At 70.5% G+C, this 25,673-nt stretch carries 20 protein-coding genes; 3 read left to right on the forward strand and 17 right to left on the reverse strand.

The window, feature by feature from the left end; genetic code table 11:
• Positions 1-69: 69 nt before the first annotated feature.
• Positions 70-1,200 carry a M48 family metallopeptidase gene (locus tag ACH4YP_RS21115; protein ID WP_361059317.1) on the forward strand — a complete coding sequence of 377 codons (1,131 nt, stop codon included), beginning with the start codon at positions 70-72 and terminating at the stop codon, positions 1,198-1,200.
• 282 nt (positions 1,201-1,482) lie between these two features.
• Here ACH4YP_RS21115 and ACH4YP_RS21120 read toward each other — a convergent pair whose 3' ends face one another.
• The 5 genes from ACH4YP_RS21120 to proB all read right to left on the reverse strand — a co-directional run bounded on the left by ACH4YP_RS21120 (position 1,483) and on the right by proB (position 6,665).
• Positions 1,483-2,550: a hypothetical protein gene (locus ACH4YP_RS21120; protein WP_361059315.1), complete on the reverse strand. Its 1,068-nt coding sequence runs from the start codon at positions 2,548-2,550 to the stop codon at positions 1,483-1,485.
• A gap of 77 nt (positions 2,551-2,627) precedes the next feature.
• Positions 2,628-3,245: a hypothetical protein gene (locus ACH4YP_RS21125; RefSeq protein WP_361059313.1), complete on the reverse strand. Its 618-nt coding sequence runs from the start codon at positions 3,243-3,245 to the stop codon at positions 2,628-2,630.
• Positions 3,246-3,501: 256 nt separating this feature from the next.
• A complete protein-coding gene (locus tag ACH4YP_RS21130; RefSeq protein WP_361059311.1) occupies positions 3,502-4,788 on the reverse strand; it encodes a glutamate-5-semialdehyde dehydrogenase in 1,287 nt (428 codons plus the stop codon).
• A 74-nt stretch (positions 4,789-4,862) separates the two neighbouring features.
• Entirely contained in the window at positions 4,863-5,321 is a 459-nt protein-coding gene (locus ACH4YP_RS21135) for a hypothetical protein (RefSeq protein WP_055610583.1), read from the reverse strand.
• Positions 5,322-5,558: 237 nt separating this feature from the next.
• Positions 5,559-6,665: a glutamate 5-kinase gene (proB, locus tag ACH4YP_RS21140; RefSeq protein WP_361059309.1), complete on the reverse strand. Its 1,107-nt coding sequence runs from the start codon at positions 6,663-6,665 to the stop codon at positions 5,559-5,561.
• Positions 6,666-7,117: 452 nt separating this feature from the next.
• On the opposite strand from proB, the gene ACH4YP_RS21145 reads away from it, so the two are divergent.
• On the forward strand, positions 7,118-9,202 hold the full coding sequence (locus ACH4YP_RS21145) for a hypothetical protein (protein ID WP_398491740.1): 2,085 nt from the start codon (positions 7,118-7,120) through the stop codon (positions 9,200-9,202).
• Positions 9,203-9,432: 230 nt separating this feature from the next.
• On the opposite strand, the gene obgE is transcribed toward ACH4YP_RS21145, so the two are convergent.
• The 10 genes from obgE to ACH4YP_RS21195 form a co-directional block, all read right to left on the reverse strand.
• Positions 9,433-10,869: a GTPase ObgE gene (obgE, locus tag ACH4YP_RS21150; RefSeq protein WP_398491742.1), complete on the reverse strand. Its 1,437-nt coding sequence runs from the start codon at positions 10,867-10,869 to the stop codon at positions 9,433-9,435.
• A gap of 148 nt (positions 10,870-11,017) precedes the next feature.
• Positions 11,018-11,272 (reverse strand): 50S ribosomal protein L27, encoded by a 255-nt coding sequence (rpmA, locus tag ACH4YP_RS21155; RefSeq protein ID WP_006374707.1) that lies wholly within the window; start codon positions 11,270-11,272, stop codon positions 11,018-11,020.
• Positions 11,273-11,286: 14 nt separating this feature from the next.
• Positions 11,287-11,607, reverse strand: coding sequence for a 50S ribosomal protein L21 (gene rplU, locus ACH4YP_RS21160; RefSeq protein ID WP_006374708.1), 321 nt, complete (start codon positions 11,605-11,607; stop codon positions 11,287-11,289).
• Between the two features lie 193 nt (positions 11,608-11,800).
• Positions 11,801-13,153: a phospholipase D-like domain-containing protein gene (locus ACH4YP_RS21165; RefSeq protein WP_398491744.1), complete on the reverse strand. Its 1,353-nt coding sequence runs from the start codon at positions 13,151-13,153 to the stop codon at positions 11,801-11,803.
• Positions 13,154-13,434: 281 nt separating this feature from the next.
• A complete protein-coding gene (locus tag ACH4YP_RS21170) occupies positions 13,435-17,550 on the reverse strand; it encodes an Rne/Rng family ribonuclease (RefSeq protein ID WP_398491746.1) in 4,116 nt (1,371 codons plus the stop codon).
• A gap of 249 nt (positions 17,551-17,799) precedes the next feature.
• Positions 17,800-18,639, reverse strand: a complete 840-nt coding sequence (locus tag ACH4YP_RS21175; protein WP_398491748.1) for a TIGR03936 family radical SAM-associated protein — start codon at positions 18,637-18,639, stop codon at positions 17,800-17,802.
• A gap of 48 nt (positions 18,640-18,687) precedes the next feature.
• Positions 18,688-20,166 (reverse strand): hypothetical protein, encoded by a 1,479-nt coding sequence (locus ACH4YP_RS21180; protein ID WP_398491750.1) that lies wholly within the window; start codon positions 20,164-20,166, stop codon positions 18,688-18,690.
• A gap of 15 nt (positions 20,167-20,181) precedes the next feature.
• Positions 20,182-20,718, reverse strand: a complete 537-nt coding sequence (locus tag ACH4YP_RS21185; RefSeq protein ID WP_361059297.1) for a GNAT family N-acetyltransferase — start codon at positions 20,716-20,718, stop codon at positions 20,182-20,184.
• 48 nt (positions 20,719-20,766) lie between these two features.
• Positions 20,767-22,896, reverse strand: a complete 2,130-nt coding sequence (locus ACH4YP_RS21190; RefSeq protein ID WP_398491752.1) for a restriction endonuclease — start codon at positions 22,894-22,896, stop codon at positions 20,767-20,769.
• 490 nt (positions 22,897-23,386) lie between these two features.
• The gene (locus tag ACH4YP_RS21195) at positions 23,387-24,202 is read right to left on the reverse strand and encodes a S1 RNA-binding domain-containing protein (protein ID WP_398491754.1); all 816 of its coding nucleotides are present in this window, start codon (positions 24,200-24,202) and stop codon (positions 23,387-23,389) included.
• A 359-nt stretch (positions 24,203-24,561) separates the two neighbouring features.
• On the opposite strand from ACH4YP_RS21195, the gene ACH4YP_RS21200 reads away from it, so the two are divergent.
• On the forward strand, positions 24,562-24,855 hold the full coding sequence (locus tag ACH4YP_RS21200) for a hypothetical protein (protein WP_398491756.1): 294 nt from the start codon (positions 24,562-24,564) through the stop codon (positions 24,853-24,855).
• Positions 24,856-24,864: 9 nt separating this feature from the next.
• Here the strand turns inward: ACH4YP_RS21200 and ACH4YP_RS21205 are convergent, their stop codons facing one another.
• Both ACH4YP_RS21205 and ACH4YP_RS21210 read right to left on the reverse strand, forming a co-directional pair.
• On the reverse strand, positions 24,865-25,281 hold the full coding sequence (locus ACH4YP_RS21205; RefSeq protein WP_398491758.1) for a hypothetical protein: 417 nt from the start codon (positions 25,279-25,281) through the stop codon (positions 24,865-24,867).
• A 203-nt stretch (positions 25,282-25,484) separates the two neighbouring features.
• Positions 25,485-25,673: a hypothetical protein gene (locus ACH4YP_RS21210; RefSeq protein WP_398491760.1), complete on the reverse strand. Its 189-nt coding sequence runs from the start codon at positions 25,671-25,673 to the stop codon at positions 25,485-25,487.

A 25,673-nucleotide genomic window follows, 5' to 3' on the forward strand; every position in this document is an offset into this window, starting at 1 on the left:
ACGGTATCTCCGCCTAGGCTGGGCCCCGCCTTGGGGGCACAGAAGGCAACCAAACGCATGGGGGACCACATGCCAGAAGAAAGCCACGAGAACGTACCGAGCAGGCAGCGCCGGCGCTTCGAGGGGATCTCCTCGCGGGCGTACGAACACCCGGCGGACCGCTCGGCCCTGGTCGCCCTGCGCAAGCTCAGCGGCTTCGACACCGTTTTCAAGGCGCTCAGCGGCCTGCTCCCGGAGCGCAGTCTGAGGCTGCTGTTCCTTTCGGACTCCGTGCGCGTCTCGGACGCCCAGTTCACGCACCTGAACGTCATGCTGCGCGACGCCTGTTACATCCTGGACCTGGAGAAGGTCCCGCCGATGTACGTCAACCAGGACCCCCAGCCGAACGCGATGTGCATCGGCCTGGACGAGCCGATCATCGTCGTGACCACCGGCCTCGTGGAGCTGCTCGACGAGGAGGAGATGCGGGCGGTCATCGGCCACGAGGTGGGCCACGCGCTGTCCGGCCACTCCGTCTACCGCACGATCCTGCTCTTCCTGACCAGCCTCGCCCTGCGGGTGGCGTGGATCCCGCTGGGCAACCTCGCGATCATGGCGATCGTGACCGCCCTGCGCGAGTGGTTCCGCAAGTCCGAGCTGTCCGCGGACCGCGCCGGTCTCCTGGTCGGCCAGGACCTGAAGGCCTCGATGCGCGGCCTGATGAAGATCGCGGGCGGCAACCACCTGCACGAGATGAACGTGGACGCGTTCCTCGCCCAGGCCGAGGAGTACGAGGCCGGTGGCGACCTCCGCGACTCGGTGCTCAAGATCCTCAACGTCATGCCCCGCTCCCACCCCTTCACCACGGTCCGGGCGGCCGAGCTGAAGAAGTGGGCCGAGTCCCGCGACTACCAGCGGATCATGGACGGCCACTACCCGCGCCGGGACGAGGACGGGGACACCTCGGTCACGGACTCCTTCCGCCAGTCGGCCGCGAGCTACGCGACCGACGTCAAGAACTCGAAGGACCCGCTGATGAAGCTGGTCAGCGACATCGCGGGCGGCGCGGGCGACCTCGGCGGCCGGGTCCGGCGCGGCTTCGGCGGCTTCGCGACCGGCAGCGGAGGCGCCGCTGGCAGCAGTTCCCCCGCGGACCAGCCCCCCACCGACCGCCCGGACGACGACAGCCCCAACGGAAGCGGAAGCAACGGCAAGGCCTGAGCCCGGGGGGTCGCCCTGAGCCCAGGCTCTCCGCGACCCCGGAAGGCCGGGCCGGTCTGAGCCCGGGGCCGGAAGGGCGGGGCCGGCCTGAAGCCGGGCCGCCGAAATCCCGGACCCCGGAGGAGCCGGAACCACGACCGGGCCGGAGCTGGAAATCGGGGCCGGAGCTACATCTCAAGGCCGAACCCATGGCTCGGAGCTACACCTCAGAGCCTGATCCATGGCTCGAGGCCAGGTCCATGCTCGGGACACGGCCCAGGGCCAGAAATACAGTAGGCCGAACTACAGCTTCGGCTGGGCGCTCGCCGCCAGTGAGCCGCACAGGGACGTGGCGCTGCCCGTCGCGTACGGGTCGGTGCCGGCCGGGCCGCCCGCCTTGGCCGTCTCGCCCGCGAGCAGCGGGCGCAGATGATTCGTCGCGTCCTCTGCGCAGGCCAGCGGCCCGGCCTGGACGTACGAGACGACCAGCTCGGTCTGGTGCATACGCAGGTCGTCGCGGTCGAACCGGAAGTGCAGCTCGCGCCGCACGGTGAACAGCGAGGCCCTGGCCTTCTCGTCCGAGCCGGTCGGCCGCAGGGCGTAGACGAAGGTGTGGTCGGCGCTGACCTCAAGGGTGTCGGAGTCGGTCTCGGCGGCCGACAGCGTGCCCTGCACCCGGATCTTGGTGTCGGCCAGTTCCGCCCGGTTGGGGTCGAAGCGGACCAGCCAGCCGGTGGGCGCGTGCCGTCCGTCCGCGGTCGGCCGCGTGAAGCTCTGGTCGAACTGGTCGAGCTGCTGCGGGTCGAGCCGTATCCGCACGGACCGGGTGGCACCTCCGGTGAGGACGTCCGGGTCGAGCGCGGACTCGACGAGGTAGTCCTTCGCCGTGGTCAGCGCGGTGACGACCTGGCTGTCGGAGAAGTGGGCGGTACGCCGGGAAGCGGGCAGCGTGATGCCCTCGGCGCCGATGCGGAACTGGTCGGCCGGGCTGTGCGCGTACAGCGAATCGATGTCGGTGGAGCCGGGCACGGCGTTCTGCGGCGCGAGCGGTATCACGGTCATCCGCAGCGGCTCGGGGTGCTTCGCGGCGGGCGTCTGGTACGGATGACGTACGCCCATGTAGATCGCGGTGCCGAAGGCCACGGCGATCAGCAGGACCAGGATCAGCGCCTGCCGGGACAGGCCCCGCCGCATCGGCGGGCGGCGGCGGACGGCCGGGGCGTGGTCGCCGATCCGCTCCTGCGCGGAGAACTCCTGGAGGCGGGCAGCCCGGACGAACGACTCGTCGAAGACGACGGATCGGTACTCTTCCTCGCCACCACCAGGAGCACCCTCGGGGGTCCCCTCAGGTGGGTCTCCAGGTCCGCCCATACATTCAGAGTAGGTCGCAGGGACCTCAGGTAAACGCCCTGGTACACGACAAGTTCCGACAGGACCTCACGGAGGCCCTACGGCGTGCGCGGCACCGCCGAGACGGCTGGCTGGGAATAGTCGGCCGAGGCAGAGGGACCCACTCCGCTTCCCTGTTCGAGGCCGGTGGAGGCGGGCGGCGGGACCTGGTCCCGGCTGCCCGAGGAGGATCCCCGGTAGACCGCGGTGAAAGCGAGCGCGACCATGCCGATCCCCATCACGAGGGCGAGCATCCAGGCGACGGGCCGGTGCCAGCGGGCCTGCTTCCCGTACGTCCCCGGGTTGCCGTAGCCCCCGTGCAGGACGTCGCGGTCGTCGAGGTCGTCCAGCTCCGGGTCGTGGCCGAAATCACCACGTCCGCCGGGTCCGAATCCGTCGTCGTAGAGCTCGTCGTCGCCGCGTACCCCCCGGGGGTGTGCGCGGCGTGCTTCGGCCTCGGAGGCCTCGGCTCTCGCCTGCGCGGCAGCCAGGAGGCGCTCGACCGCGGTCGGTTCGTGAACCGTTGCCGCCCGTACAAAGGCCTCGTCGAAGACCACGGAGGCGAACTCTTCGTCCGCACCCCCGCGGTCACGGTCGTCGTCGGGCTCCCAGCCGTCAGGGAACGGCGTGCCCCCCACGTCCTCCGGCACGGATCCAGAGTAGACCGGGGTGGTCAATTTGGGCAGACGGTAAGGAAATTCATCCGCCCCGCGAGACGCTTTCCGGGGGAGACCCCCAAACACTCCGTGCGGGGATTTCTCTGCGAGTTCCCCGAGCGCCCCTCGGCACGTCCCGGAGAGCCCTCTCGGCACGTCCCGGAGAGCCCCTCCGACGCGCCCGCAGTGGCCCTGGACGCCGTTCCAGGGAGCCCCTCCGGAGCCCCCCCCCAGAGCGCGCCGACAGCCCACGCAGCATGGCCCGCACAGCCCGCGCTCAGCGGCGGATGTGCCCGTCGCCGGTGACGATGTACTTCGTGCTCGTCAGCTCCGGCAGCCCCATCGGCCCCCGCGCGTGCAGCTTCTGCGTGGAGATCCCGATCTCGGCGCCGAAGCCGAACTGGCCGCCGTCGGTGAAGCGCGTGGACGCGTTCACGGCGACCGTCGTGGAGTCGACCAACTGGGTGAACCGGCGGGCCGCCTGCTGCGAGGTGGTGACGATCGCCTCGGTGTGCCCGGAGCTCCAGAGCCGGATGTGCGCCACGGCCTTGTCGAGCGAGTCGACGACGGCGGCGGCGATGTCGTACGACAGGTACTCGGTGTCCCAGTCCTCGGTCGTGGCCTCGACGACGGTGGCCCTGGAGTCCTTGGCGTACGCGAGGACGCGCTCGTCGGCGTGCACGGTGACCCCGGCGTCCGCGAGGGCGTCGAGGGCGCGCGGCAGGAACTCGGCCGCGATGTCCTGGTGGACGAGGAGCGTCTCGGCGGCGTTGCAGACGCTGGGCCGCTGCGCCTTGGAGTTGATCAGGATGTCGATCGCCATGTCGAGGTCGGCCTGCGCGTCGATGTAGACGTGGCAGTTGCCGGTGCCGGTCTCGATGACCGGGACGATGGACTCCTGGACGACCGTCTGGATCAGGGAGGCCCCGCCGCGCGGGATGAGCACGTCGACGAGACCGCGGGCGCGCATCAGCTCCCGTACGGACTCCCGGCTGTCGCCGGGCACTAGCTGGACGGCGTCGGCGGGCAGGCCCGAGCCGCCCACCGCGTCGCGCAGGACCCGTACGAGGGCGGTGTTGGACTCGTACGCTGAGGACGAGCCGCGCAGCAGGACCGCGTTGCCGGACTTGAGACAGAGGGCGGCCGCGTCGACGGTCACGTTCGGGCGGGCCTCGTAGATGATCCCGACGACGCCGAGCGGGACGCGGACCTGGCGCAGGTCGATGCCGTTCGGCAGGGTCGAGCCGCGGACGACCTCGCCGACCGGGTCCGGCAGCGCCACCACGTCACGCACGTCGGAGGCGATCGCGCGGATCCGCTCGGGGGTGAGGGTGAGCCGGTCGACGATCGACTCGCTGGTGCCGGCCTCACGGGCGCGCGCGATGTCCTTGGCGTTGGCCTCGACGATCTCGCTCGTACGGACCTCCAGCGCGTCCGCGATCGCGAGCAACGCGTCGTCCTTCTCGGCCCGCGGGAGCGGGGCGAGGTCGGCGGCGGCGCCCTTGGCACGGTAGGCGGCCTGGGTGACCGGGGACATCGAGTCGTACGGCGAGAGCGTGGTCATATCCCGCAGAGTAGTGCGCCCGCGAAAGGTGTTCAGCCGTTGTCCCACACCGCGAGACAGGTCCCGAAATGCCCCTAGAAAGGGTGTACGCCCACAGGTGTCGCCGGCAGCGGGCCGTATCCCTCGGCGATGCGCTGGTGGTAGGTCTCGCGGTCGATGACCTCCAGGCCGACGATCTCCCAGGGCGGCAGTTTCGCGGTCTGCCGGTGCTCGCCCCACAGGCGCAGCGCGACCGCGGCGGCGTCGTGCAGGTCGCGGGCCTCTTCCCAGTAGCGGATCTCCGCGTGGTCGTTGGCATAGCGGCTGGTCAGCAGAAAGGGATGGTCGTGGGCGAGCTGTTCAAGTCCGCGCCTGACCTCCTTCAGCGGGGCCTCGGCGCCCGAGACGCTCAGCGTGACGTGCCAGAGCCTCGGCAGGTCCTGCGGCTCCTCGACCTCGTAGGTGTCGCCGGCCGCGACGCTGGTGAGGGCCCGCTCCTCGCCGGCCACCCGGGAGCCGACACCACCGCGGGACGCCGCCGCCCCAGGGCGCACTCGTCTCACGACGGCCTCCTTTACGCAATGGGTCCGCTCGGACTGTCGGACTGAGGGGGTCTCCCTGAAACAAAGTTGAGCAGGTGGGAAAGCTCCGCGTGGCACTTTTACCGAAGGTCCACCTCCGGACAGCGCCTTTGTCGGGCGTTCCCACCTGTTTTCGGCCGGGGGTCCGGGTTTCCCCCGGATGAACACAGCACGGAACGTCCACCGGCGGGGGCCCTTCCTTTCGGCCGTTTACGGGTGGAGCAGCACCAGATCGTCCCTGTGTACGACTTCACGTTCGTACGCGGGACCCAGCTCGCGGGCCAGCTCGTGCGTGGAGCGGCCGATCAGCTGCGGGATCTCCTTGGCGTCGAAGTTCACCAGCCCCCGGGCGACCGCCCGGCCCGCGCTGTCGCGCAGTTCGACGGGGTCGCCCGCGGTGAAGTCGCCCTCGACGGCCGCGATACCGGCCGGCAGCAGGGACGTACGCCGCTCGACGACCGCGCGCACGGCCCCGTCGTCGAGGGTGAGGGCACCCTGCGGGGTCGACGCGTGCTGGAGCCACAGCAGCCGGTCGGCGGAGCGGCGGCCGGTGGCGTGGAAGTAGGTGCCGGTGTCCCGTCCCGCGAGGGCGTCCGCGGCGTGCACCGCGCTGGTCAGCACGACCGGGATGCCGGCCGCGGCCGCGATACGGGCCGCCTCGACCTTGGTGACCATGCCGCCGGTGCCGACGCCGGCCTTGCCCGCGCTGCCGATGTCGACGTGCGCGAGGTCGGCCGGGGTGCGCACCTCCGCTATCCGCGTCGTACCGGGCCTGCTGGGGTCGCCGTCGTACACCCCGTCCACGTCGGAGAGGAGGACCAGCAGGTCGGCGCGGACGAGGTGGGCGACGAGGGCGGCGAGCCGGTCGTTGTCGCCGAAGCGGATCTCGTCCGTGGCGACGGTGTCGTTCTCGTTGACGACCGGCAGGGCGCCCATCGCGAGGAGCTTGTCGAGGGTGCGCGAGGCGTTGCGGTGGTGGGCGCGGCGGCTCATGTCGTCGGAGGTGAGCAGCACCTGGCCGACGCGGACGCCGTAGCGGGCGCAGGAGGCGGTGTAGCGGGCGACCAGGAGGCCCTGGCCGACGCTGGCGGCGGCCTGCTGGCGGGCGAGGTCCCGGGGGCGGCGGCGCAGGCCCAGCGGGGCGAGGCCCGCGGCGATGGCACCGGACGAGACGAGGACGATCTCCTTCTCACCGCCGCTGCGGCCCTTGGCGAGGACGTCCACGAGGGCGTCCACACGGTCGGCGTCGAGGCCTCCGGACGCGGTGGTCAGGGACGAGGAACCCACCTTGACGACGATCCTGCGGGCCTCCGCCACGCCCGCCCGTCTCCCGCCACCACCCTCGACCGAGGCCCTTCGGGCCGCCCCCTCGCCCGGACTCGCCGCCTGTCCTGCCGCCTGCCTTGCCGCTGACACGCTGTACCCCAATGTTCCGACCAGCCCGGTCTGTGCAATCTACGTGACCGAGGGTGGCCGGCGCCGCCGCGTTTCGAGTGGCGGACGGCACGGGGGCCACAGGAGGCCTGATGGAGGAAGACGAGAGAACCGCCTCACAGGTTCCAGTCTTTTTAGCCCGAAATACGGTGAATGACCTCACGCAAGATTGCTAGCGGGCCCGCCGAAGTCATACGGTCAGGGATCGGCTTCCCGCTCGCACGAGGAACCGCGAGGAATCGTGGGGATTCGCGGAGCTTGACGAGGCCGTCCCCCATGTATCCCCATCCCGTTGTATCCCCCCATCCGTCGCATCCCTCGCAGGAGCCCATTCCGTGCCCTCCGCCGGACTCGCCCCCCGCCGCATCGTGCAGCTGTTGGCGCTGCTCTCGATGTTCGCGCTCTTCACGGCGCAGATCGTCTCCGCTCTGCTGCCGAACGTCCCGGTGTTCATCGCCGCGAGCGCCGCCGGGCTCGCCCTCGACGTGTTCCTGCAGTACCGGGACCCCGGTCTGCTCTCGCTCCTGGGCAAGGTCCGCTTCGACGTCACGGTCCGGCAGTTGCTCCGCGACATGCTGATCCTGGTGGGACTCCTGCGGATCGAGGGCATCAACCCGACGCGTGAACAGGCTCCGCTGCTGGTCGCGATGTGCGTGTTCTACGCCCTGCACTTCGCCTGCCAGGCCGCCGCGGTCGTGGTCCGCCGCACCCGTACGCTGCCGATCGTCACCCGCAACATCGACGCGTCCGCGCTGCGCCTGAGCGCCGCGCCGCCGCGCGTCCTGGCCCGCCGCCCGGGTCACCGCCTGCTCACCTTCTCGGTCCCGACCACGGCCGGCCTGATGGTCACCGCGGCCACCACGGACGGGTACTGGGGCGCCATCGGCGTCGGCATCGCGCTCGTCCTTGTCGGCGGCGGCACGGCCTACCTCGCCACCTGGCTGCTGCCCAAGAAGCGCGCCATGAGCGAGCAGAAGGTCATGGAGTGGCTGGACAAGTGGCTGGCCGACTACCGGCCGACCGTCGCCATGTACTTCTCGGGCGGTACGACCTCCGCGTACCAGGCGAACATGTGGCTCTCCACGCTCTCCTCGGTCGACGCCAAGCCGCTGATCGTGCTGCGTGAGCGCTTCATGGTGCAGAAGATCGACGCCACGGACGTCCCGGTCATCTGCTTCCCCAAGGTCACGACGATGTTCTCGCTGGAGAACTCGACGCTGAAGATGATGCTGCACCCGGCCAACGCCGCGAAGACCTCGCAGGTCCTGCGCATCCCCACGGTCAAGCACGCCTTCATCAACCACGGCGAGTCCGACAAGCTGTCCTCCTGCAACCCGTACGCGAAGGCGTACGACGAGGTGTGGGTGGCCGGTCCCGCGGCGCGCGAGCGGTACGCGCTGGCCGAGGTCGGCGTCGAGGACAAGGACATCGTGGAGGTCGGCCGCCCGCAGCTGGCGCCGATCCGCCCCTACTCCGGGGCGCCCACGGGTACGTACACGACCGTGCTGTACGCCCCCACGTGGGAGGGCTGGGACGGCAACCCCGGCAACACCTCGGTGGTGCTGGCCGGCGAGAACATCGTGAAGCGGCTGCTCGCGGACGAGGGCGTACGGCTCCTCTACAAGCCGCACCCGATGACCGGTTCCGTCGAATCACGCGCGCGCGCCGCGAACGAGCGCATCAAGGCGATGATCCGCGAGGCCAACACCAAGCGGTCGGGTGCCCGTCCGGACGCCGGTGCCGCCGCCGAACTGACGCGCCGTACGGCCGAGTTGGACAAGCTCACGTCCACCGACTTCCGCGAGAGCGCGGACGAAATGGAGCGGATGCTGCTCCAGGGGGCGCCGCGGGGCGACCGTGAGGCGGCCATCGTCGAGGCCACGCTGGCCTGGGAGAAGGCCTACTGGGCGTCCTTCCCGGAGTGGGAGCACCAGATCGTCACGGACGCGCGGCCGGCCATCTTCGCCTGCTTCAACCAGGCGGACCTGCTGATCAGCGATGTCTCGTCGGTCGTCTCCGACTGGCTGTCGAGCGAGAAGCCGTACGCGGTCGCCAACACCTCGGGGATGTCCGAGGCGGCGTTCCGCGCGGGCTTCCCGACCGTGTCCGCGGGCGCCATCCTGTCGCCCAAGGCGGGAGGCGTGCCGGCGCTCCTGGAGTCGGTCCGCCACCCGGAGAAGGACCGCTTCACGGCGGCCCGCGCCGAGCTCAAGGAGCACCTGCTCGGCCCGTCCGACCCGCCGTCGCTGGCCCGCTTCAACCAGGCGATCGACGACCTCTGCACCCAGGCCGACGAGCGGCGCGTCCGCATGGAGTCCCGCCTCGCCGCGGAGATCCCCTCCCCGCGCTCCGCGAAGGAGGACGCTGCCGAGGAGGCCGCGCAGGACCCGAACGAGGCGGACGACTCCGTCAACGCGTAGCCGCTGCCGCGGGGAGCGAGCAAGGAAGAGGGGCCCGGAGATTCTCCGGGCCCCTCTTCCTTGGTGGGTGTGTTTTCCGGTGCGGTGCGTGCCTCTACCGGTGCGGGTGGGTCGGGGTTGCTCGCGCAGTTCCCCGCACCCCTGAAAGAGACGGGCCCGCTTTGGGGGCGCGGGGAACCGCGCGAACGGCCCCACCGGCCCGCAGTGAACGAACCGTCCCCAAGGTCGGTCTAGAACGGGTCGAAGTCGTCGAACTCCTGGTCCGCCTCGTCGCGTTCCGCCTGCTTCTCGCGCCGCCGCGTGACCGCGGCCCGAGGCGCCTCGAACCGATGGTCCTCACCCCGGCGACCGAGCATCTCGGCCCCCGCCATGACCGTCGGCTCCCAGTCGAAGACGACCGCGTTGTCCTCGGGTCCGATGGCGACCCCGTCACCGTGCCGGGCCCCCGCCTTCATCAGCGAGTCCTCCACACCGAGGCGGTTGAGCCGGTCGGCGAGGTAGCCGACGGCCTCGTCGTTGCTGAAGTCGGTCTGACGGACCCAGCGCTCGGGCTTCTCGCCCCGTACGCGGAAGAGTCCGTCCTCCTCCTTGACCACCGTGAAGCCGGCGTCGTCGACCGCCTTCGGGCGGATGACGATCCGGGTGGCCTCCTCCTCGGGCTTCGCCGCACGGGCCCCGGCGACCAGGCCGGCGAGGGCGAAGGAGAGTTCCTTGAGGCCCGTGTGGGCCACCGCCGAGACCTCGTGGACCTGGTAGCCGCGCGCCTCCAGGTCCGGGCGGACCATCTCGGCGAGGTCCTTGCCGTCCGGTACGTCGATCTTGTTGAGGACGACGAGACGGGGCCGGTTGCCGAGACCGCCGTACTGCTTCAGCTCCTCCTCGATGATGTCGAGGTCGGAGACCGGGTCACGGTCGGACTCCAGGGTCGCCGTGTCGAGGACGTGGACGAGCAGCTCGCAGCGCTCCACGTGCCGCAGGAACTCCAGGCCGAGGCCCTTGCCCTGGCTCGCCCCGGGGATCAGTCCCGGCACGTCCGCGATCGTGTAGACCGTCGAACCCGCCGTCACCACACCGAGGTTGGGGACGAGGGTCGTGAACGGGTAGTCCGCGATCTTCGGCTTGGCGGCCGACAGGACCGAGATCAGCGAGGACTTGCCCGCACTCGGGTAGCCGACGAGCGCGACGTCCGCGACCGTCTTCAGCTCCAGGACGATGTCCTGGAGGTCACCGGGCACACCGAGCAGCGCGAAGCCGGGCGCCTTGCGGCGGGCCGAGGACAGCGCCGCGTTGCCGAGGCCGCCCCGGCCGCCCTGCGCGGCGACGTAGGTGGTGCCCTGACCCACCAGGTCAGCGAGTACGTTCCCCGCCTTGTCCTGGATCACCGTGCCGTCCGGCACCGGCAGGACCAGGTCCTGGCCGTCCTTGCCGGAGCGGTTGTCGCCCGCGCCGGGCTTGCCGCTGGTGGCCTTGCGGTGCGGGGAGTGGTGGTAGTCGAGAAGCGTGGTGACGGACTGGTCGACGACCAGGATCACGTCACCGCCACGGCCGCCGTTGCCGCCGTCCGGCCCGCCGAGGGGCTTGAACTTCTCCCGGTGGACGGAGGCACAGCCGTGACCTCCGCTACCCGCGGCGACATGCAGCTCGACGCGGTCCACGAAGGTGGTCATGGGATGTGCCTCCAGTTACGTACGGAAATCTCTCATCGATGATCACCCGGTGGTCTTCGCCGCTCAGTGATCACTACTCAGTTAGAACACGCGAAAGGCGGACCCGCTTCCCGTACGGGAAGTGAGGTCCGCCTCGCGAAAGATCCGGTCAGGCGACCGGAACGATGTTCACGACCTTGCGGCCACGGTGGGTACCGAACTCCACCGCACCGGCGGCGAGGGCGAACAGCGTGTCGTCCTTGCCGCGGCCGACGCTGGCGCCGGGGTGGAAGTGGGTGCCGCGCTGGCGGACCAGGATCTCACCGGCGTTGACGACCTGACCGCCGAAGCGCTTCACGCCGAGCCGCTGAGCATTGGAGTCGCGACCGTTCCGGGTGGACGATGCGCCCTTCTTGTGTGCCATCTCTCCTCAGTCCCTTACTTCGCAGCCGCGGGGATCTCAGTGACCTTGATCGCCGTGTACTGCTGGCGGTGGCCCTGACGACGGCGGTAGCCGGTCTTGTTCTTGTAGCGAAGGATGTCGATCTTGACGCCCTTGTGGTGATCCACGATCTCGGCCTGGACCTTGATGCCGGCGAGGACCCAGGGGTCGCTGGTCACGGCGTCGCCGTCGACAACGAGCAGGGTCGAGAGCTCGACCGTGTCGCCAACCTTGGCAGTGGAAATCTTGTCAACCTCAACGATGTCGCCGACAGCAACCTTGTGCTGGCGACCACCGCTGCGCACGATGGCGTACACGCGGATCTCTCTCTCGCTCGAAATCGGAATCCCCGCAGTCCAGCCGCCGAGGAAAGCAGGCGGCCTCTCCCGGGGCGCGAGCCACCGGGAGGAAGAGGTTTACGGGAATGCGGTGCATCAGTGAACACACCGAGGGCCAAGGTTACGGTGGCCTGGGCCATAGGGTCAAACCGAGCCGCCAGGGGCTCAAACCCTAGGTCGTCGGCTTCTCACCGTCGTCCGGCAGCGGCTTCACGCCCTTGCACAGGTCCGTGGTGTCCGCGGTGCCCGGGTAGGCCACCCTCGCCACCCGGTCGAAGTGGACCTTGTACATGTCGTGCACGGCGTCGTCGTCGACCTTCACGATCGACTCGTCGTTCTCGCGCAGCGCCGGGCCCGTGTAGTTGCCGGAGCCGGTGAAGCTGACCTTGTTCTTCACGCCGTCGTACATGCCCTCGATGAGGATGTACTTGGAGTGGATGATGTACGGCGTCGCCAGCTTCTGGCCCGGGTTCAGCGGGTCCCGGTCGTCGTTGTAGCAGCGCACGGTCGGGCCGCCGGTGGTGTGCAGCTTCTCCCACGTGCCCTTGGTGCCGCCGCTGCTCTTGGCGCTGTCCGACTCCGCGTAGACGATGCTCACCGAGCAGCCGGCCTTCTTCAGCGAGACCAGCTTCTCCGCGATGGCCAGCCGCGTGATCTTGAAGATCGCCACCCGGACCTTGGTCGACTGCGTGACGCCCGCGGTGTCCTTGTACTTGCAGGTCACGTTGTTGAGGATCGAGTACACCGTGTCGGTGGCCCGGGTGTTGCCGGCCCGCGGGAAGAAGTACGCCTTGTAGAGGCCGTTGCTCACCGTGCGGTAGTTCCAGGACTTCCAGTCCCGCGCGACCATCGTGTCGAAGTAGTCCGCGTACGCGTCGTACATCGTCGGGTTGTTCGGCAGCAGCAGCGCGTCGTTGAAGAACTTCGTGTGCGCGGACGGCGTGGAGTTCGAGGTGGTCTCGACGACCACGTTCGTGGCGCCCTTGACCGCCGAGAACAGCCAGAACTTGTTGTGCATGATCGACTGCCCGAACCTCGGGTCGCCGAGACACGACTTCTTCGCCGGACAGGTCGCGACGTACGAACTCTGCGTACGGTCCGTGCCGAGCCCCGAGGCCAGCGTGCTGTACGCCGTGTTGGTGGGGCGGTCGCTGACGCTGGACTCGTCGAGCAGCACCTGGACGTCGACGCCGCGGCTCTTGGCCGCCACGAGCGCGTTGACGACCGAGGCCTCCCAGACGTGGTAGACCGCGACCTTGATCGTGGAGCCGGGCAGCGCGGCGTTCGTCAGCTCGATGAGCCTCGTACGGATCGCGGTCTGCTGGTCGGCCGTGCCGAGCGGGTCGTTGAAGATCGGCCCCTCGGTCCACGCCTGATTGTCCACGGCCTGAGCCGTGCCCGTCGAAGTGATGGCCTGGACACCGGCCGCGGACAGCACCGTGGCCAGCGCGACAGCCTGCCGCCCACCCTTGACCGGTCTTACGGCACGGTGTCGCCCAGTGCCCGTCAGGCGCACGCGCGCCATCCCAATCCCCTCCCCTGTACACGCGTGAACGTTCTCCCCAACGCGCACCCGTGTGTTCATGCCTATGACTGCATGAGTTTTACAGGTAGATGATCGCCTTCCAAGAGGCGGGGGGTAATTGTGATGACCCTGATGTTCCTGAAACTGTGTCAGGTGCCCCCAAATCGGGCGTACCTCACGGCAGTTCGGTCCTCCTGACGGAGTGTCGTCCGAGCAGCCGAACGCCCCCTGGCCTGCGGTTCGGACCGCGGGCCAGGGGGCGTCTTCGGTTACGCGGGTGCTCAGCCCTCGTCGGTGGAGGCCGTGACGGTGGACGGAGTCTGCTGCTCCGCCGCCGCGGTCTTCTTCGACGTCGACTTCGCGGCCGTCTTGGCGGTCTTCGCCGTCTTCTTGGCCACGGTCTTCTTGGCGGCCGTCTTCTTGGCCGTCGTCGTCTTCTTCGCGGCGGCCTTCTTCGCGGGCGCCTTCTTGGCCGCCTTACGGGCCGTCTTCTTGGCCGGGGCCTCTCCGTCGCCGGACGCCTCCGCGGGTGCCTCGGCAGGGGCCTCGGCGGCCTCCGTCCGGGCCTCCGCGGGAGACTCCGCCGAAGCCGAGGGGACGACCATCACGGCCGTCTCCGCGGACGCGGTGGGAGCGGTGGCCTTGCGGACCGCACGGCGGCGTGCCCGCGGCGGGGCGGCGCTGTCCGTGGCGGGCTGCGGCTCGGGCTCGGCGACCGGCTCCGCCTTGGGCTCGACGGGTGCGGCGACCGGCTCGGTGACGGTCACCACGGTCTCCTCCGCGGCCTTGGGCGAACCGGCCGGCGCGGTGGCCTTGCGGGTCGCCCGACGGCGCGTACGCCCCTTGGGCGCGGCGTCCTCGGCGGCGGGGGCCGCGGCGGCCGGGGCCTCGATCACCGGGTCCTCGGCGGCGACGGGCTCGGCCTGCGCGACGGCGGCCGGCTCGGGCTGCACGGGACGCTCGATCTCGTCCTCCGACGTCACGGACTGGGCCGTCGGAGCCTCCGAGCGGCGCTCGGAGCGACGGCTCTCGGACCTCGGCGCACCCGCGGGGGCCGACGCGCGCCTGCCTGCACGGCGCCGCGACCGGCCACGCGTGGCAGCGGCCTCCGCCTCGGCGGCACTGCTGTAGAGGTCCTCGTCCGGTACGAACTCGGGCTCGGGCAGCGCGACCGGCTCGGCGGCCTCCGCCGCGACCTCGGCCTCCGTCTCGTCGGGCTCGGCCGTCTCCGTCTCGTGCGTGTGCTCGTGGTCGTGGGTCTGCTCGGCGCCGCCACGGCCGCGCTTCTTGCGCTTGCCGCCGCCTCCGGCGGAGGTCGGCTGCTCCATGTGCACGATCACGCCACGGCCGTTGCAGTGGACGCAGGTCTCGGAGAACGACTCCAACAGGCCCTGGCCGACCCGCTTACGGGTCATCTGGACGAGGCCGAGCGAGGTCACCTCGGCGACCTGGTGCTTCGTACGGTCGCGTCCCAGGCACTCCAGGAGGCGGCGCAGCACCAGATCGCGGTTGGACTCCAGGACCATGTCGATGAAGTCGATGACGACGATGCCGCCGAGGTCGCGCAGCCGCAGCTGGCGCACGATCTCCTCGGCCGCCTCCAGGTTGTTCCTGGTGACCGTCTCCTCGAGGTTGCCGCCCTGACCGGTGAACTTGCCGGTGTTGACGTCGATGACGATCATCGCTTCGGTCTTGTCGATGACCAGCGAACCACCGCTCGGCAGCCAGACCTTGCGGTCCAGCGCCTTGGCGAGCTGCTCGTCGATCCGGTACGTCGCGAAGACGTCGACCTCGGAGGTCCACCTCGACAGGCGGTCGGCCAGGTCGGGCGCGACATGGGCGACGTACCCGTGGATGGTGTCCCACGCCTCGTCGCCGCTCACGATGACCTTGGTGAAGTCCTCGTTGAAGATGTCGCGGACGACGCGGACGGTCATGTCCGGCTCGCCGTAGAGCAGCGTCGGGGCGTTCGAACCGCCGCCGCCCTTCGCCTTCTTCTGGATGTCCTCCCACTGCGCCTGCAGCCGCTCGACGTCACGGCTCAGCTCGTCCTCGCTCGCGCCCTCGGCGGCGGTGCGCACGATGACGCCCGCGTCCTCGGGGACGATCTTCTTGAGGATGGTCTTCAGACGCGCCCGCTCGGTGTCGGGCAGCTTGCGGCTGATGCCGGTCATCGAGCCCTCGGGCACGTAGACCAGGTAGCGGCCGGGGAGGGACACCTGGCTGGTGAGGCGGGCGCCCTTGTGGCCGATCGGGTCCTTGGTGACCTGCACGAGGACCGACTGGCCCGACTTCAGCGCGGCCTCGATGCGGCGGGGGCCGTTGGCCATGCCCAGCGCCTCGAAGTTGACCTCACCGGCGTACAGCACGGCGTTGCGGCCCTTGCCGATGTCGATGAAGGCGGCCTCCATCGACGGCAGCACGTTCTGGACCTTGCCCAGGTAGACGTTGCCGACGTACGAGGTCGACTGCTCCTTGTTGACGTAGTGCTCGACGAGCACGTTGTCTTCCAGGACGCCGATCTGGGTGCGCTCGCCGCTCTGGCGGACGACCATCACGCGCTCGACGGCCTCACGGCGGGCCAGGAACTCGGCCTCGGTGATGATCGGAACGCGGCGGCGGCCCTGCTCGCGCCCCTCGCGGCGGCGCTGCTTCTTGGCCTCCAGGCGGGTCGAGCCCTTGATGGACTGCACCTCGTCCGAGGCGTCGGACCGCTCTTCCTTCTTGCTGCGCGGCTCACGGACCTTGACGACCGTGCGCTCGGGGTCGTTGTCGCTCGTCTCGGCCTCGCCGGACGAGTCACCGGCGCGGCGACGACGGCGGCGACGGCGACGGCTGCTGCTGGAGCCGCCCGCCTCCTCGCGCTCGTCCTCGGCGTCCTCTTCCGTCTGCTCGGCGGTGTCCTCGGTGTCCTGGGCAGCCTGCTCGGACCGCTCTGACTGCTCGGTGGCGTAGTCGTCACCGTCGGCCGAGTCGCCGTCCGACTCGGCGGACTCGCCACGACGGCGGCGACGGCCGCCACGACGGCGCCGACGGCGCGAACCGGTCTCCTCGCCGTCGTCACCCTCGGCGGAGTCGTCGGCGGTGTCCTCCGCGGACTCCTCGTCGACCGGCTCCTCCTCGGGCTCGGGGGCCTGGGCCACGGGGGCGGCCGGCTCCTCGGCCTTCCTGCCGCGACGGCGCCTGCGCGATCCGCCGGTCTCCTCCTCGGCGACGGGGGCGGTCTCCTGGACCGGCTCCACGACGTCCTCGGGCTCCTCGGTGGTCTCGGCAGCGGCGGCGGCAGCCGCGGCGCGCTCCGGCGTCTGGAACATCGGTTCGGTGAACACGGGCGCCTGGAACACGGCGACCGAGGGCCGCGCGGGGCGCCGCGCGGCATCCGCCTCGGACTCCGCGCTCTTGGGCGGCGCGGGCGGCGCTGCGAAGCCTCCGGCGGCCTTGCGCGTGGCACGGCGGCGGGCGCGGCGCGGGGCGCCGTCCTCGGCGTCGTCGGTGGTGTCGGCCTCAAGGGCCCGGTCGTTCTTGGCAGCGGCCACGGGGGCCTCCCTGCGCTCGTCGCGGACATCGGCCTCGACGGGCTCGGTCGCGGTGGGGGTCTCGGCGGGCACCGTCGCGGGCGTCTCGGCCTCGGCCTGCGGCGCACCGGTGGGTGCGGTGGCCCGACGGGTGGCCCGACGGCGGGTACGGCCCTTGGGGGCGGCGTCCTCGGCCTCGACGGCCGGCGCCTCCTCCGTGGCAACGGGCTCGGTGGCCTCGTCGGACACAGGGGTCACAACAGCCTCAGCGGCCACTGGGGCCGGGGCCTCGGTCTCCGTCGGCGCACCGGCGGGTGCGGTGGCGCGGCGCGTGGCCCGACGGCGGGTACGCGGCGCCGCAGCGGCCTCCTCGGCCACGGGCTCGGCGGCGGGCGTCTCGGGCTCCGCCTGTACGGCAGGGGCGGCGGCGACGGCCTCTTCGGTCACGACGGTCGCGTCGGACCCAGCGCTCTGCGCGGTCCCGACGGCCTGCGGCGCACCGGCGGGAGCGGACGCCCGACGGGTGGCCCGACGGCGGGTACGCGGCGCGGCGGCAGCCTCCTCGGCGGCCGGCTCGTCGGTGACAGACGTCTCAGTGACCTCAGTGACCGCCTTCTCGGTGGTCGCCGCTTCGGCGGCCGCGGCCGCCTCTTCGGTCTCCTCCGGCTCCTCCGTCGCGAGGTCGGTCGCGAGATCGGTGGAGTTCACGGCCGGTATGGCCGGCGCGGTGGTCTCGGCCACGCTCTCGCCCTCGGTGTTCCCGACGGGCGGTCCCGCGGGGCGGGACGCGGCGCGACGACGCCTGCGCGGCGGCAGGGTGTCGCTGGGGGTGCTGTTCTCGGAGCCCTTGGACGGCTCAGCGGGTTCGGTCGGTTCGAGCATGCGGGTGGATCTCCCGTCAGGCTCCCGGGCGCCGCGGATCCGGTGACGTCCGCGGCTCGCGCGATGCGCGGTGCCGCCGTCCGGGGCGCGGGCGCCGCACGGGAGCTCTCTGTGTCCTGTCTCGCCGGTTCCGTACGCCATGTGTGCGTACGGCCTGGCGAAAGTCTTCTGGTCGGTGCGCTGCCCGACCCAGGTGGCTCCCGGATACGAGGGCTGCGCTTCGACGTACGTCCTTACGCGGGACCTTCCTTACGCCGGCGCCTTCGCGGCGGCAGCGGTCGCGTCCCCAGGAAAAGCATCTGAGGCGGCAGCCACTGCCTCGCGGTCGGGCGCGAGCGGGTCGGTCACCGTGCCGGTCTCTTCATCGAAAAGCCCCTGCGCCAGCCTGGTCACCGCTGCGGGGACCGGCGGCGCCAGGTCGGCCACAGCTCGGAGACCGGACAGGACGTCGTCAGGTCGAACGGCAGGCGTCACGTGCCGAACAACCAGCCGCAGTATCGCACAGGCCTGGTCGGTCGGCCTATCAGGCTGTGGACTGTGCGTCTCAGACTGTGACTTTTGTGCCTCGGGTTGTGCTGTGTGCGCCTCTGGTTGTGCTGTACGCGCCTCCAGGCTCGCGACGGCGCCGCGGGCGTCGAAGGTGCGCATGCCGTTCTTCGTCCTGCGCTGGACCTCGACGGCCTCGGCCGACGTGAAGGCGTCGACCGCGCGCTCCGCGTCCTCGGGGGTCACGCCGTCGAGGCGCAGCTCCCATACGGACGCGGTGAGCCGGTCGGCGAGACCCGACGTACGGGCCTCCACGGCGTCGATGATGTCGAGCCCGACGGGCATCGACTCGTCGAGGAGCAGTCGCAGCTTCTCGGGGTCGCGCGCGTGGGTGAGCGCGATCTCCAGGTACTCGGCCTCACTGCCCGTGCCGGTGGGTGCGGCATTGGCGTACGACACCTTCGGGTGTGGGGTGAACCCCGCCGAGTACGCCATGGGCACCTCGGCGCGGCGCAGCGCACGCTCGAAAGCACGCTGGAAGTCGCGGTGGCTGGTGAACCGGAGGCGGCCGCGCTTGGTGTAACGCAGTCGGATGCGCTGCACCGCGGGTGCGGGCGGCGGGCCTTCGGGCTGTCGCTTGCCCAGTGTCGTTCAGTCCTTCGTGAGAGCGGTCGTACTGCTACCTAGAGTACGTGCCTCGGCGCCGACAGGTTCCCCTCGGGAGGCGTCCGGCCCGGACCGCAGGCCGCCGCCCGGCTTGACCGGGCGCCCCGGCCCGGGCTCGTGCCGGGGCTCGGCCAGGACGGCGGGCTCGGGTTCGCGCGGCGCTCCGAACAGCATGCGCCGGATGTCGGCCCGGGTCTGCCGCGCCGTCTCACGGGCGCTCGCCAGGACCTGTCGGGTGGTACGGCCCACGCTCCGGGCGGCCTCCGCCGCGGGCCGCCAGACGGCGTCCCGTACGAGGTGTCCGACGGGGGTGAGCACGCTCCTGTACGCCCATCGCACCGGCTCCACGAAGATCCACCGGAAGAGTCGCCCGAGGAAGCGTCCGACGGCGAGCGAGATGTACCCGGCGACGCGCCACGCGTGTCCGAGGGCTTCGCCGATCTCCCGCGCGACGACGGCGATGCCCCGCCCGACGGGCGCCAGCACCCAGCGCCACAGGGCGACCGCGGGCACGACGAAGATCCACCGCAGGAGCGTCCCGACGACCATGGCGATCCAGGCCGCTCCTGCCCAGATCCCACGCCCCACCCATGTCATGGCGGCCCACAGCCCTCCGCCGATCCATGTCATGCCGGCCCACAGGCCACGGGAGACCCACACGACACCGGACCACACGCCACTCGCGGCCCATACGACACCGACCCAGAGGCCCAGGGAAACCCATGTCACGCATGCCCACACACCGCGGCCGACCCATGTGATGGCGCCCCACAGCCCCAGCGCGGCCCAGGCGAACCCCCGCCCGGTCGGTGCGAGCAGCGCCCGGTACAGCCAGACCGCGGGAGCGACGACCGACACCCGCCACAGCCAGGCGCACCCGGCCCCGATCCCCCGCAGCGCCCACACCACTCCGTGCCCGAAGGGCGTCAGCACGCGCTCGTACAGCCAGACGGCGGGCACGGCGAGCAGCACGTTCCCGAGCCAGGCCAGGGCGCGGCCCAGCGGCACGGCCACGTACCGCCACAGCCCCACCCACGGCCAGACGAAGACCAGCTTGCCCAGCCACGACAGGGCGTACCCGAGGCCGGTCAGCAGCCACGCGACGACGGTCGCGATCCCCTCGACCAGCCACACGAAGGCCCGTCCGACGGGCGCGAACACCCACGCGACCGCCCGCCCCAGGGGCCTCAGCAGCGTGTCCTTGAGGAAACGCCCGCCGACGACCAGCGCGTCCCACACCATCCGTACCGGCACGACCAGCACCAGCACCACGATCCGCACCGGGATACGGATCGCGACGGCGAGACAGCCCTCGGGAGCGGCGTCCTGCCGCCGCACGGGCACACCGTGCGCACCGGATGCCACGGCGGCCACGGGCTGCGCGGGAGCCTCACGCGGCACAGGCGTCCCATGTGGTGCGGGCGACTCACGCGGCACGGGCGGCGGCGACTTCTCCAGGTCCATATCGACGAGGACGCATCAATGGCCCGTACGGATCCAGAACCGCAGCATTCCGCCCCGTTCGTCCTCGAACTCTCCACCATTGCCCTCGATCACCTTGCGGGAACCGATGTTGGTGGTGTCGCAGGTGACGAGGACCCGGTCGAGCCCGAGGTCACGCGCGTGCGGCAGAACGTCCCGGAGCATGGCCGTGGCGTACCCCTTTCTGCGCGCCGTCGGCCGTACGCCGTAGCCGATGTGGCCGCCGAAGTCGCGCAGATGCGGGGTGAACCGGTGCCGTATCTGGATCCGGCCCAGATAGTCGTCCCCGTCCACGTACCAGAACCAGCTGCTCGGTACGAAGCCCTCGGGCCGCCGCCCCTCCTCCAGCTCCTCCTCACGGACCGCCGCGACATAGCGCGCGAAGCCGTCCGGCTCCGGCCAGTTGTCGCCGTACACGGCGAGCTCCCGCTTGAGGGTGTCGCCGAAGTACTCACCCTCGGCCACGTTTTCGCGCACGGCGTCGAGGAAGGGGATCCGGAACCGGACATCAGGGCTTACGAGCTGCGGTGACATCACGTCATTGTGGCGCCCCGCGCAGGGCCCGGGCCAGGACTTTTTCCCTCAACCGGTGGCGGGTCGGTCCACGTCGATCCCGTACTCCCGGATCAGTTCCTCCAGGCCGCCGCGGTACCCCTTGCCGCCGAGCACGAAGTCCCAGTCGCCGCCGGCCCGACGGCGGAAGGAACCCAGGACCAGCGCGGTCTCGTCGGCCCGGCCGTCGGACACGTCGAGGCGGCCCAACTCGGTTCCCGAGGCGTCCGACAGCCGGATGCCCGCCTCTGTGAAGCCGGAGAGATCCGCTTCGGGATTGACCTCGGGGTCGACCGCGGCGACGAGGACGAGGCGGTCGGCCCGCTCGGGCAACGCGTCGAAGGACACGCGGATCGCGGCCTTGTCGGGTGCGGCGGCGGCGAGCGCGCGGACCGTACCGTCCGGTGTCCGGGAGTTGTTGAAGAAGACGAAGTGCTCGTCGCTCAGCACGCGGTTGCCGTGGCAGACGAGCGCGCAGACGTCCAGGGCGACCTGGCCGGTCCAGAACATGCCCAGCCTGTTGTACTCGTCCGTCCCACCCTCGGCGTCCGGTGAATCCGGCGCGTCCGGTGCACGTCCTTCCGGTGTGCGCTGGGCGGGAATCGGGCTGCCGGAGTTCCCGAGCCGCCCGCGCAGCCCGTGCCGGTGCAGGAGGTCGACGAGTTCGTTGCCGGCGACGAGTTCCAGGGGTTTGCCGTTGGCGAAGGTGTGCGAACCGGGGCCGAAGCCGGAGGTGGTGACGAGTACCCCCTTGTTGGCGCCCGCGTCCTGGACCGTGCCGAACAGGTCGCGGACGGCGGTGGGCGGCACGGTGTTGCGATAGCGCTTCACCTGCACGACGATCTTGCCGCCCCGGATCGGCGTCGGGTCCAGCGCGTCGACGTCGACACCGCCGTCGTTCGACCGCTGGGTCGTCACGGCCTGCATGCCCATGGCCCGGAACAGCTCCGCGACCAGCGACTCGAAGGCGACCGGGTCCATCTCGTACAGATCCGGCTCCTCGTCGCCCCCGTGGGTGACGACGCCGTTGCCGACGTCCTCGGGCCGCCGGCCGGGCCGTACGACCGCACGCTGGTCGGGCCGTGCCGACAGCTGTCCCCGTAACCCGTCCACCAGGCAGTCGACGGCGCTGACCTGCTCCAGACGGAGTCCCGTGAAGACGGAGCGGGACGCCATGACCGTGGCCAGGAAGATCCGCGCCTGTCTGCCCGTCGCCGGGTCGTGGTCGTCGACGAACCCGTTGAGCGCCACGGACTCCAGCGCCCCGAACTCGTCCGCCGCGAAGAGATCGTGCAGGACGAGGAGTACGCACTGCGCGAGCACGTCCCGGTACAGGGCGCGGCGCTGGGCAGCCGGCCGGGGCGCTTCCTTGTCCTGGTCGGCGCCGGGCATGTACCGCACCAGCTTCACCTCGGGTACGACGTCGTACCCGGGCAGCTCCCAGTTGAGCACCAGCTGTCGCGCGGGCGGGTCGTACGCGGCCGTCACCTGGCGCGGCAGGTCCTCGGGCCACGCGGACGAGGCGTAGAGGGCCGCGGAGAAGTACTCCACCACTGCCTCGGGGTCACCGTCGCGGAGCCCGGCCGCCATCTCGGCGACACCGGCGTTGTGTTGACGGATCTCACTCAGCCGGGCGTCGGCCCACTGCTCGTACTGCCGCTGGTAGGCGGCCAGTTGCTGCAGGCGCTGACCCTCGGCGGCCTGCGCCGCCTGCCAGTCGCGCTCGAACCGGGCGCGCGCCTCCGCCTGGGCCTGGGCACGACGGCCGGCACCGAGCCCCCAACCGCCCTGCGCCTGATACTGGTTCGGATCGGGCATCGGCCTCGGATGCGCCAGCGGCCCGGGCGCGAAGGGCTCCACCTGCTCAGCGCGGGCGAGTTGCGCGGTCCCGAAAACCGGCGCCCGGCACCCGGCGGCCAACAGCCCCCGCAAGGACTCGACCCGCGCGTCCAACTCCTCGGTACGCCGCCTCGCGTCGGCCTCCCGCTGCTGCCGGTACGCGGCCTGATGCTCACGCCGGCTGCGCGCCAACTCCCTCTGCTGGGACCGCTGCCGCCGCTCGAACTCCCTCTCCTGCCGCGCCCGCTCCTCCACCTGACGCTGCTGCTGCCGCTGCACCTCGGCCCAGATCCCGACCAACCCATTGGAGCGACGACTCATGCTCTACAGGCCCTCCCCCACAACTCCGAGGCCCTGCCACCGAACCCCGACCCCACAACTGACCGTAACCAGACGACTCTAGTGCGCGATCGCCCGGCACTCCCCCCACTTCCGGGAGGCGCACGGAGTGTGTGCGGAGCGACCCCACCGAGGACCGCTCCCCCGTGGCCCACCCGCAGGCGGCTCACTCGCCTGCATGGCCGCCTCCTCCGCAGCGGATACCGCCACGCCAGAAAGTCGGAAGGCACCACGCGAACCGAGAGCGGCCACCCAGACGACAGCGACCGCGTCTCCAGGGGCCGGCAGCCTCCTCTTCCGCGCCGCCGTCCCCCAGCACCTCTACAACGCGCCGCAGCACCTCACCCACGTCAGTGAACGTGCCCACTCGCCGCAGAGGCCTTCTTGACCGTCAGTGGGAGCAGCTTCTTGCCCGTGGGGCCGATTTGGATGGAAGTGTCCATCTGCGGGCACAGTCCGCACCAGAGCAGCCTCAGGCCCGCCGCAGGGAAAGCACCACCCTGCGCCGCTCCACATCGACTTCCATGACCACGACCGAGACCTCGTCGGCGACCTGTACGACCTCCGCCGGAGCTTCCACCGGCGCCCATGCGAGCTCGCTCAGATGAACCAGTCCCTCAATCCCGTCGGCGACCTGAACGAAGGCGCCGAACGGGATCAGCTTGGTGACCCGGCCACGCAGGATCTGGCCCACCTCGGTGCCTTCGGTGAACATCGCGAAGGGGTCCGGCTGCAGCGCTCGCAGGGACAGCCGGGCCTCCCCATTCCATGTGTCGAACTGTAGGAACTCGCACGACACACGCTGTCCGACCTCAACGACATCCGAAGCATCTTCGAAGCGCCGCCAGGACAACTCGGGAAAGGTGATGAAGCCGACCCCAGGAAAGACCGGGTGTTCAGGGCCGTCGTCCAGCGCGATGAACACGCCGAAACTCTCGATCGCCGCGACCGTACCGGACAGGATCTCGCCGGGTTGAAGGCGCTTGAGGAACATCCAGAGTTCCCGGTGCTCGGTGGCCGCCGTCGACAGGAGAACCTGGCCCTCGGCGGAGTCAACGGCGATCACCTCGGCAGTGATCCGCTGCCCGACCTCCATACCCTCACCCGGGCGTCGAAGCCATGGACCATCCAACGGCCCCACCACCCCCAGCGGGCGCGCGGCGAAGCCGTCCAAGGTCACCGACAGCCCAGACCGATTGATCTCCGCAACCGTCCCCCGGCAGAGACCGCCTACACGAATCGTCGACAGAAACCTCCGGACAGCCTGGTCGGCCGACACTTCCCCCATGCCGTCCAGGCTCCCACGAGGAGCTTCGCGCTAGACCGACTCCACCTCGGACTGGACACTTGTCGAGCCCCCAGGAGGCGGCAGAGGCGTCCTCGGCACCTCCCGCACGATCCCCTGCCGTCCACCCCAAGCACCTAGCGCCCTCAGGACGGCAGCCACATCTTCCTCGCTGCCGTCCTCCCCCACTCGACTGGGCCCTGATCGCCAGTCTCAACCCCAAGGCGTCCGTCGAGGATGTCGCGCAGGAGGAGGCAGCGATCGGATACCCGCTCGTGCGAGAGCTCTCGCTCACGACCGACTGATTCTCCACGACGGAATTCGTCAAGCGGCGCTGGCTATCGGGCTCTCCATGCCTGGACGTGTTCAAGGACGTACTCGGCAAGCGTGAGGAGGGCGAATCTCCGTGCCGGAGGGCCCGAGAGCACCGGGAACTTCTCGTTGACGCCGGATGGCTGTTCCTCCTGAACGCCTGCGTGCAGTACGACCGAGGCCAGCGGGAAACCGCCAACCTCAGCAAGGCCGCAGCGCTCCGGATCGGCAACGAGGCTGGACACGGCGAGATCATGGCTTGGGCGTGGGAGATCGAAGCATGGTTCGCCCTCGCCCAAAGCCACTGGCAAGACATGCTCGACGCCGTCTGTGCTGTCATGTGACCTGTTGGGTCACCGGACAGCGACACCAGGAATGAGCGCTACCAGTCCGGAGAGGAAGCTGCCTGCTGCTGCGAGTGTGACCAGAGCGGCCTTGCCGTCGGAGAACAGTCCGGAGCAGAACTCGCGCACTTGTCGCCGGAGGATCAACATTTTGAGCTTCTGCCAGCGGTGTTGATGGATGTGGCAGCCCATGAGGATGCCGGTCGCGTTGTTGCGGCAACCGTCGGTCCGTCCTCTGGTCGGAGCCCCGCAGGTCACCGGGGCTTGGAAGAAGGACCAGAGAAGCACTGCGGCGGAGAGGGCGACGATCACTGCTGGACCTGCTGCTTCGTTGATCCATGCGGCAATGAGAAGGGCGCCGGCCAAGACACCCCACCAGTGCCCCAGACCGCCCAGCAGACTGCTTTTCGCCCCCGAAGTCGCCATGCCTGTAATCCTGGCGATCGGCGAGATGATTCATGCCGCGTGCGGACGGTACGACCGAAAATGGGCTCAGGACGGCTGACGCTTGCCCTAGTTAGCTCATCTGGACGATGGGGAGACCCGCTGCCGGAAGACACCCCGCGAGCTGAGGGCAGCCACTCGGGCGACGGCCGCCGGGTACGGCCACCTCCCAGGCCGTCAGCCCCTCAGACCCACTCCACCTCTGACTGGACGGTCGTCGGGCCCCCAGGAGGCGGGAGCGGCGTTCTCGGCGCCTCCTTCACGATCCCCTGCCGTCCGCTCTGAGCGCCGAGCGTCTTGAGGGCGGCAGCCGCCTCCTCGCTGCCGCTGCCGTCCCCCAGCGCCCCCACGATGCGCCCCAACGCCTCACTCAC

The sequence above is a fragment of the Streptomyces sp. NPDC020747 genome, assembly GCF_044334695.1.
Classification (GTDB): Bacteria; Actinomycetota; Actinomycetes; order Streptomycetales; family Streptomycetaceae; genus Streptomyces.

Coding starts and splice junctions, on each gene's coding strand:
- obgE (WP_398491742.1), bottom strand. CDS start 10,869: ATGACCACCTTCGTGGACCGCGTCGAGCTGCATGTCGCCGCGGGTAGC.
- ACH4YP_RS21120 (WP_361059315.1), bottom strand. CDS start 2,550: ATGGGCGGACCTGGAGACCCACCTGAGGGGACCCCCGAGGGTGCTCCT.
- ACH4YP_RS21195 (WP_398491754.1), bottom strand. CDS start 24,202: ATGGGGGAAGTGTCGGCCGACCAGGCTGTCCGGAGGTTTCTGTCGACG.
- ACH4YP_RS21170 (WP_398491746.1), bottom strand. CDS start 17,550: ATGCTCGAACCGACCGAACCCGCTGAGCCGTCCAAGGGCTCCGAGAAC.
- ACH4YP_RS21115 (WP_361059317.1), top strand. CDS start 70: ATGCCAGAAGAAAGCCACGAGAACGTACCGAGCAGGCAGCGCCGGCGC.
- ACH4YP_RS21190 (WP_398491752.1), bottom strand. CDS start 22,896: ATGAGTCGTCGCTCCAATGGGTTGGTCGGGATCTGGGCCGAGGTGCAG.
- rpmA (WP_006374707.1), bottom strand. CDS start 11,272: ATGGCACACAAGAAGGGCGCATCGTCCACCCGGAACGGTCGCGACTCC.
- ACH4YP_RS21185 (WP_361059297.1), bottom strand. CDS start 20,718: ATGTCACCGCAGCTCGTAAGCCCTGATGTCCGGTTCCGGATCCCCTTC.
- ACH4YP_RS21205 (WP_398491758.1), bottom strand. CDS start 25,281: ATGGCGACTTCGGGGGCGAAAAGCAGTCTGCTGGGCGGTCTGGGGCAC.
- ACH4YP_RS21130 (WP_361059311.1), bottom strand. CDS start 4,788: ATGACCACGCTCTCGCCGTACGACTCGATGTCCCCGGTCACCCAGGCC.
- ACH4YP_RS21180 (WP_398491750.1), bottom strand. CDS start 20,166: ATGGACCTGGAGAAGTCGCCGCCGCCCGTGCCGCGTGAGTCGCCCGCA.
- ACH4YP_RS21165 (WP_398491744.1), bottom strand. CDS start 13,153: ATGGCGCGCGTGCGCCTGACGGGCACTGGGCGACACCGTGCCGTAAGA.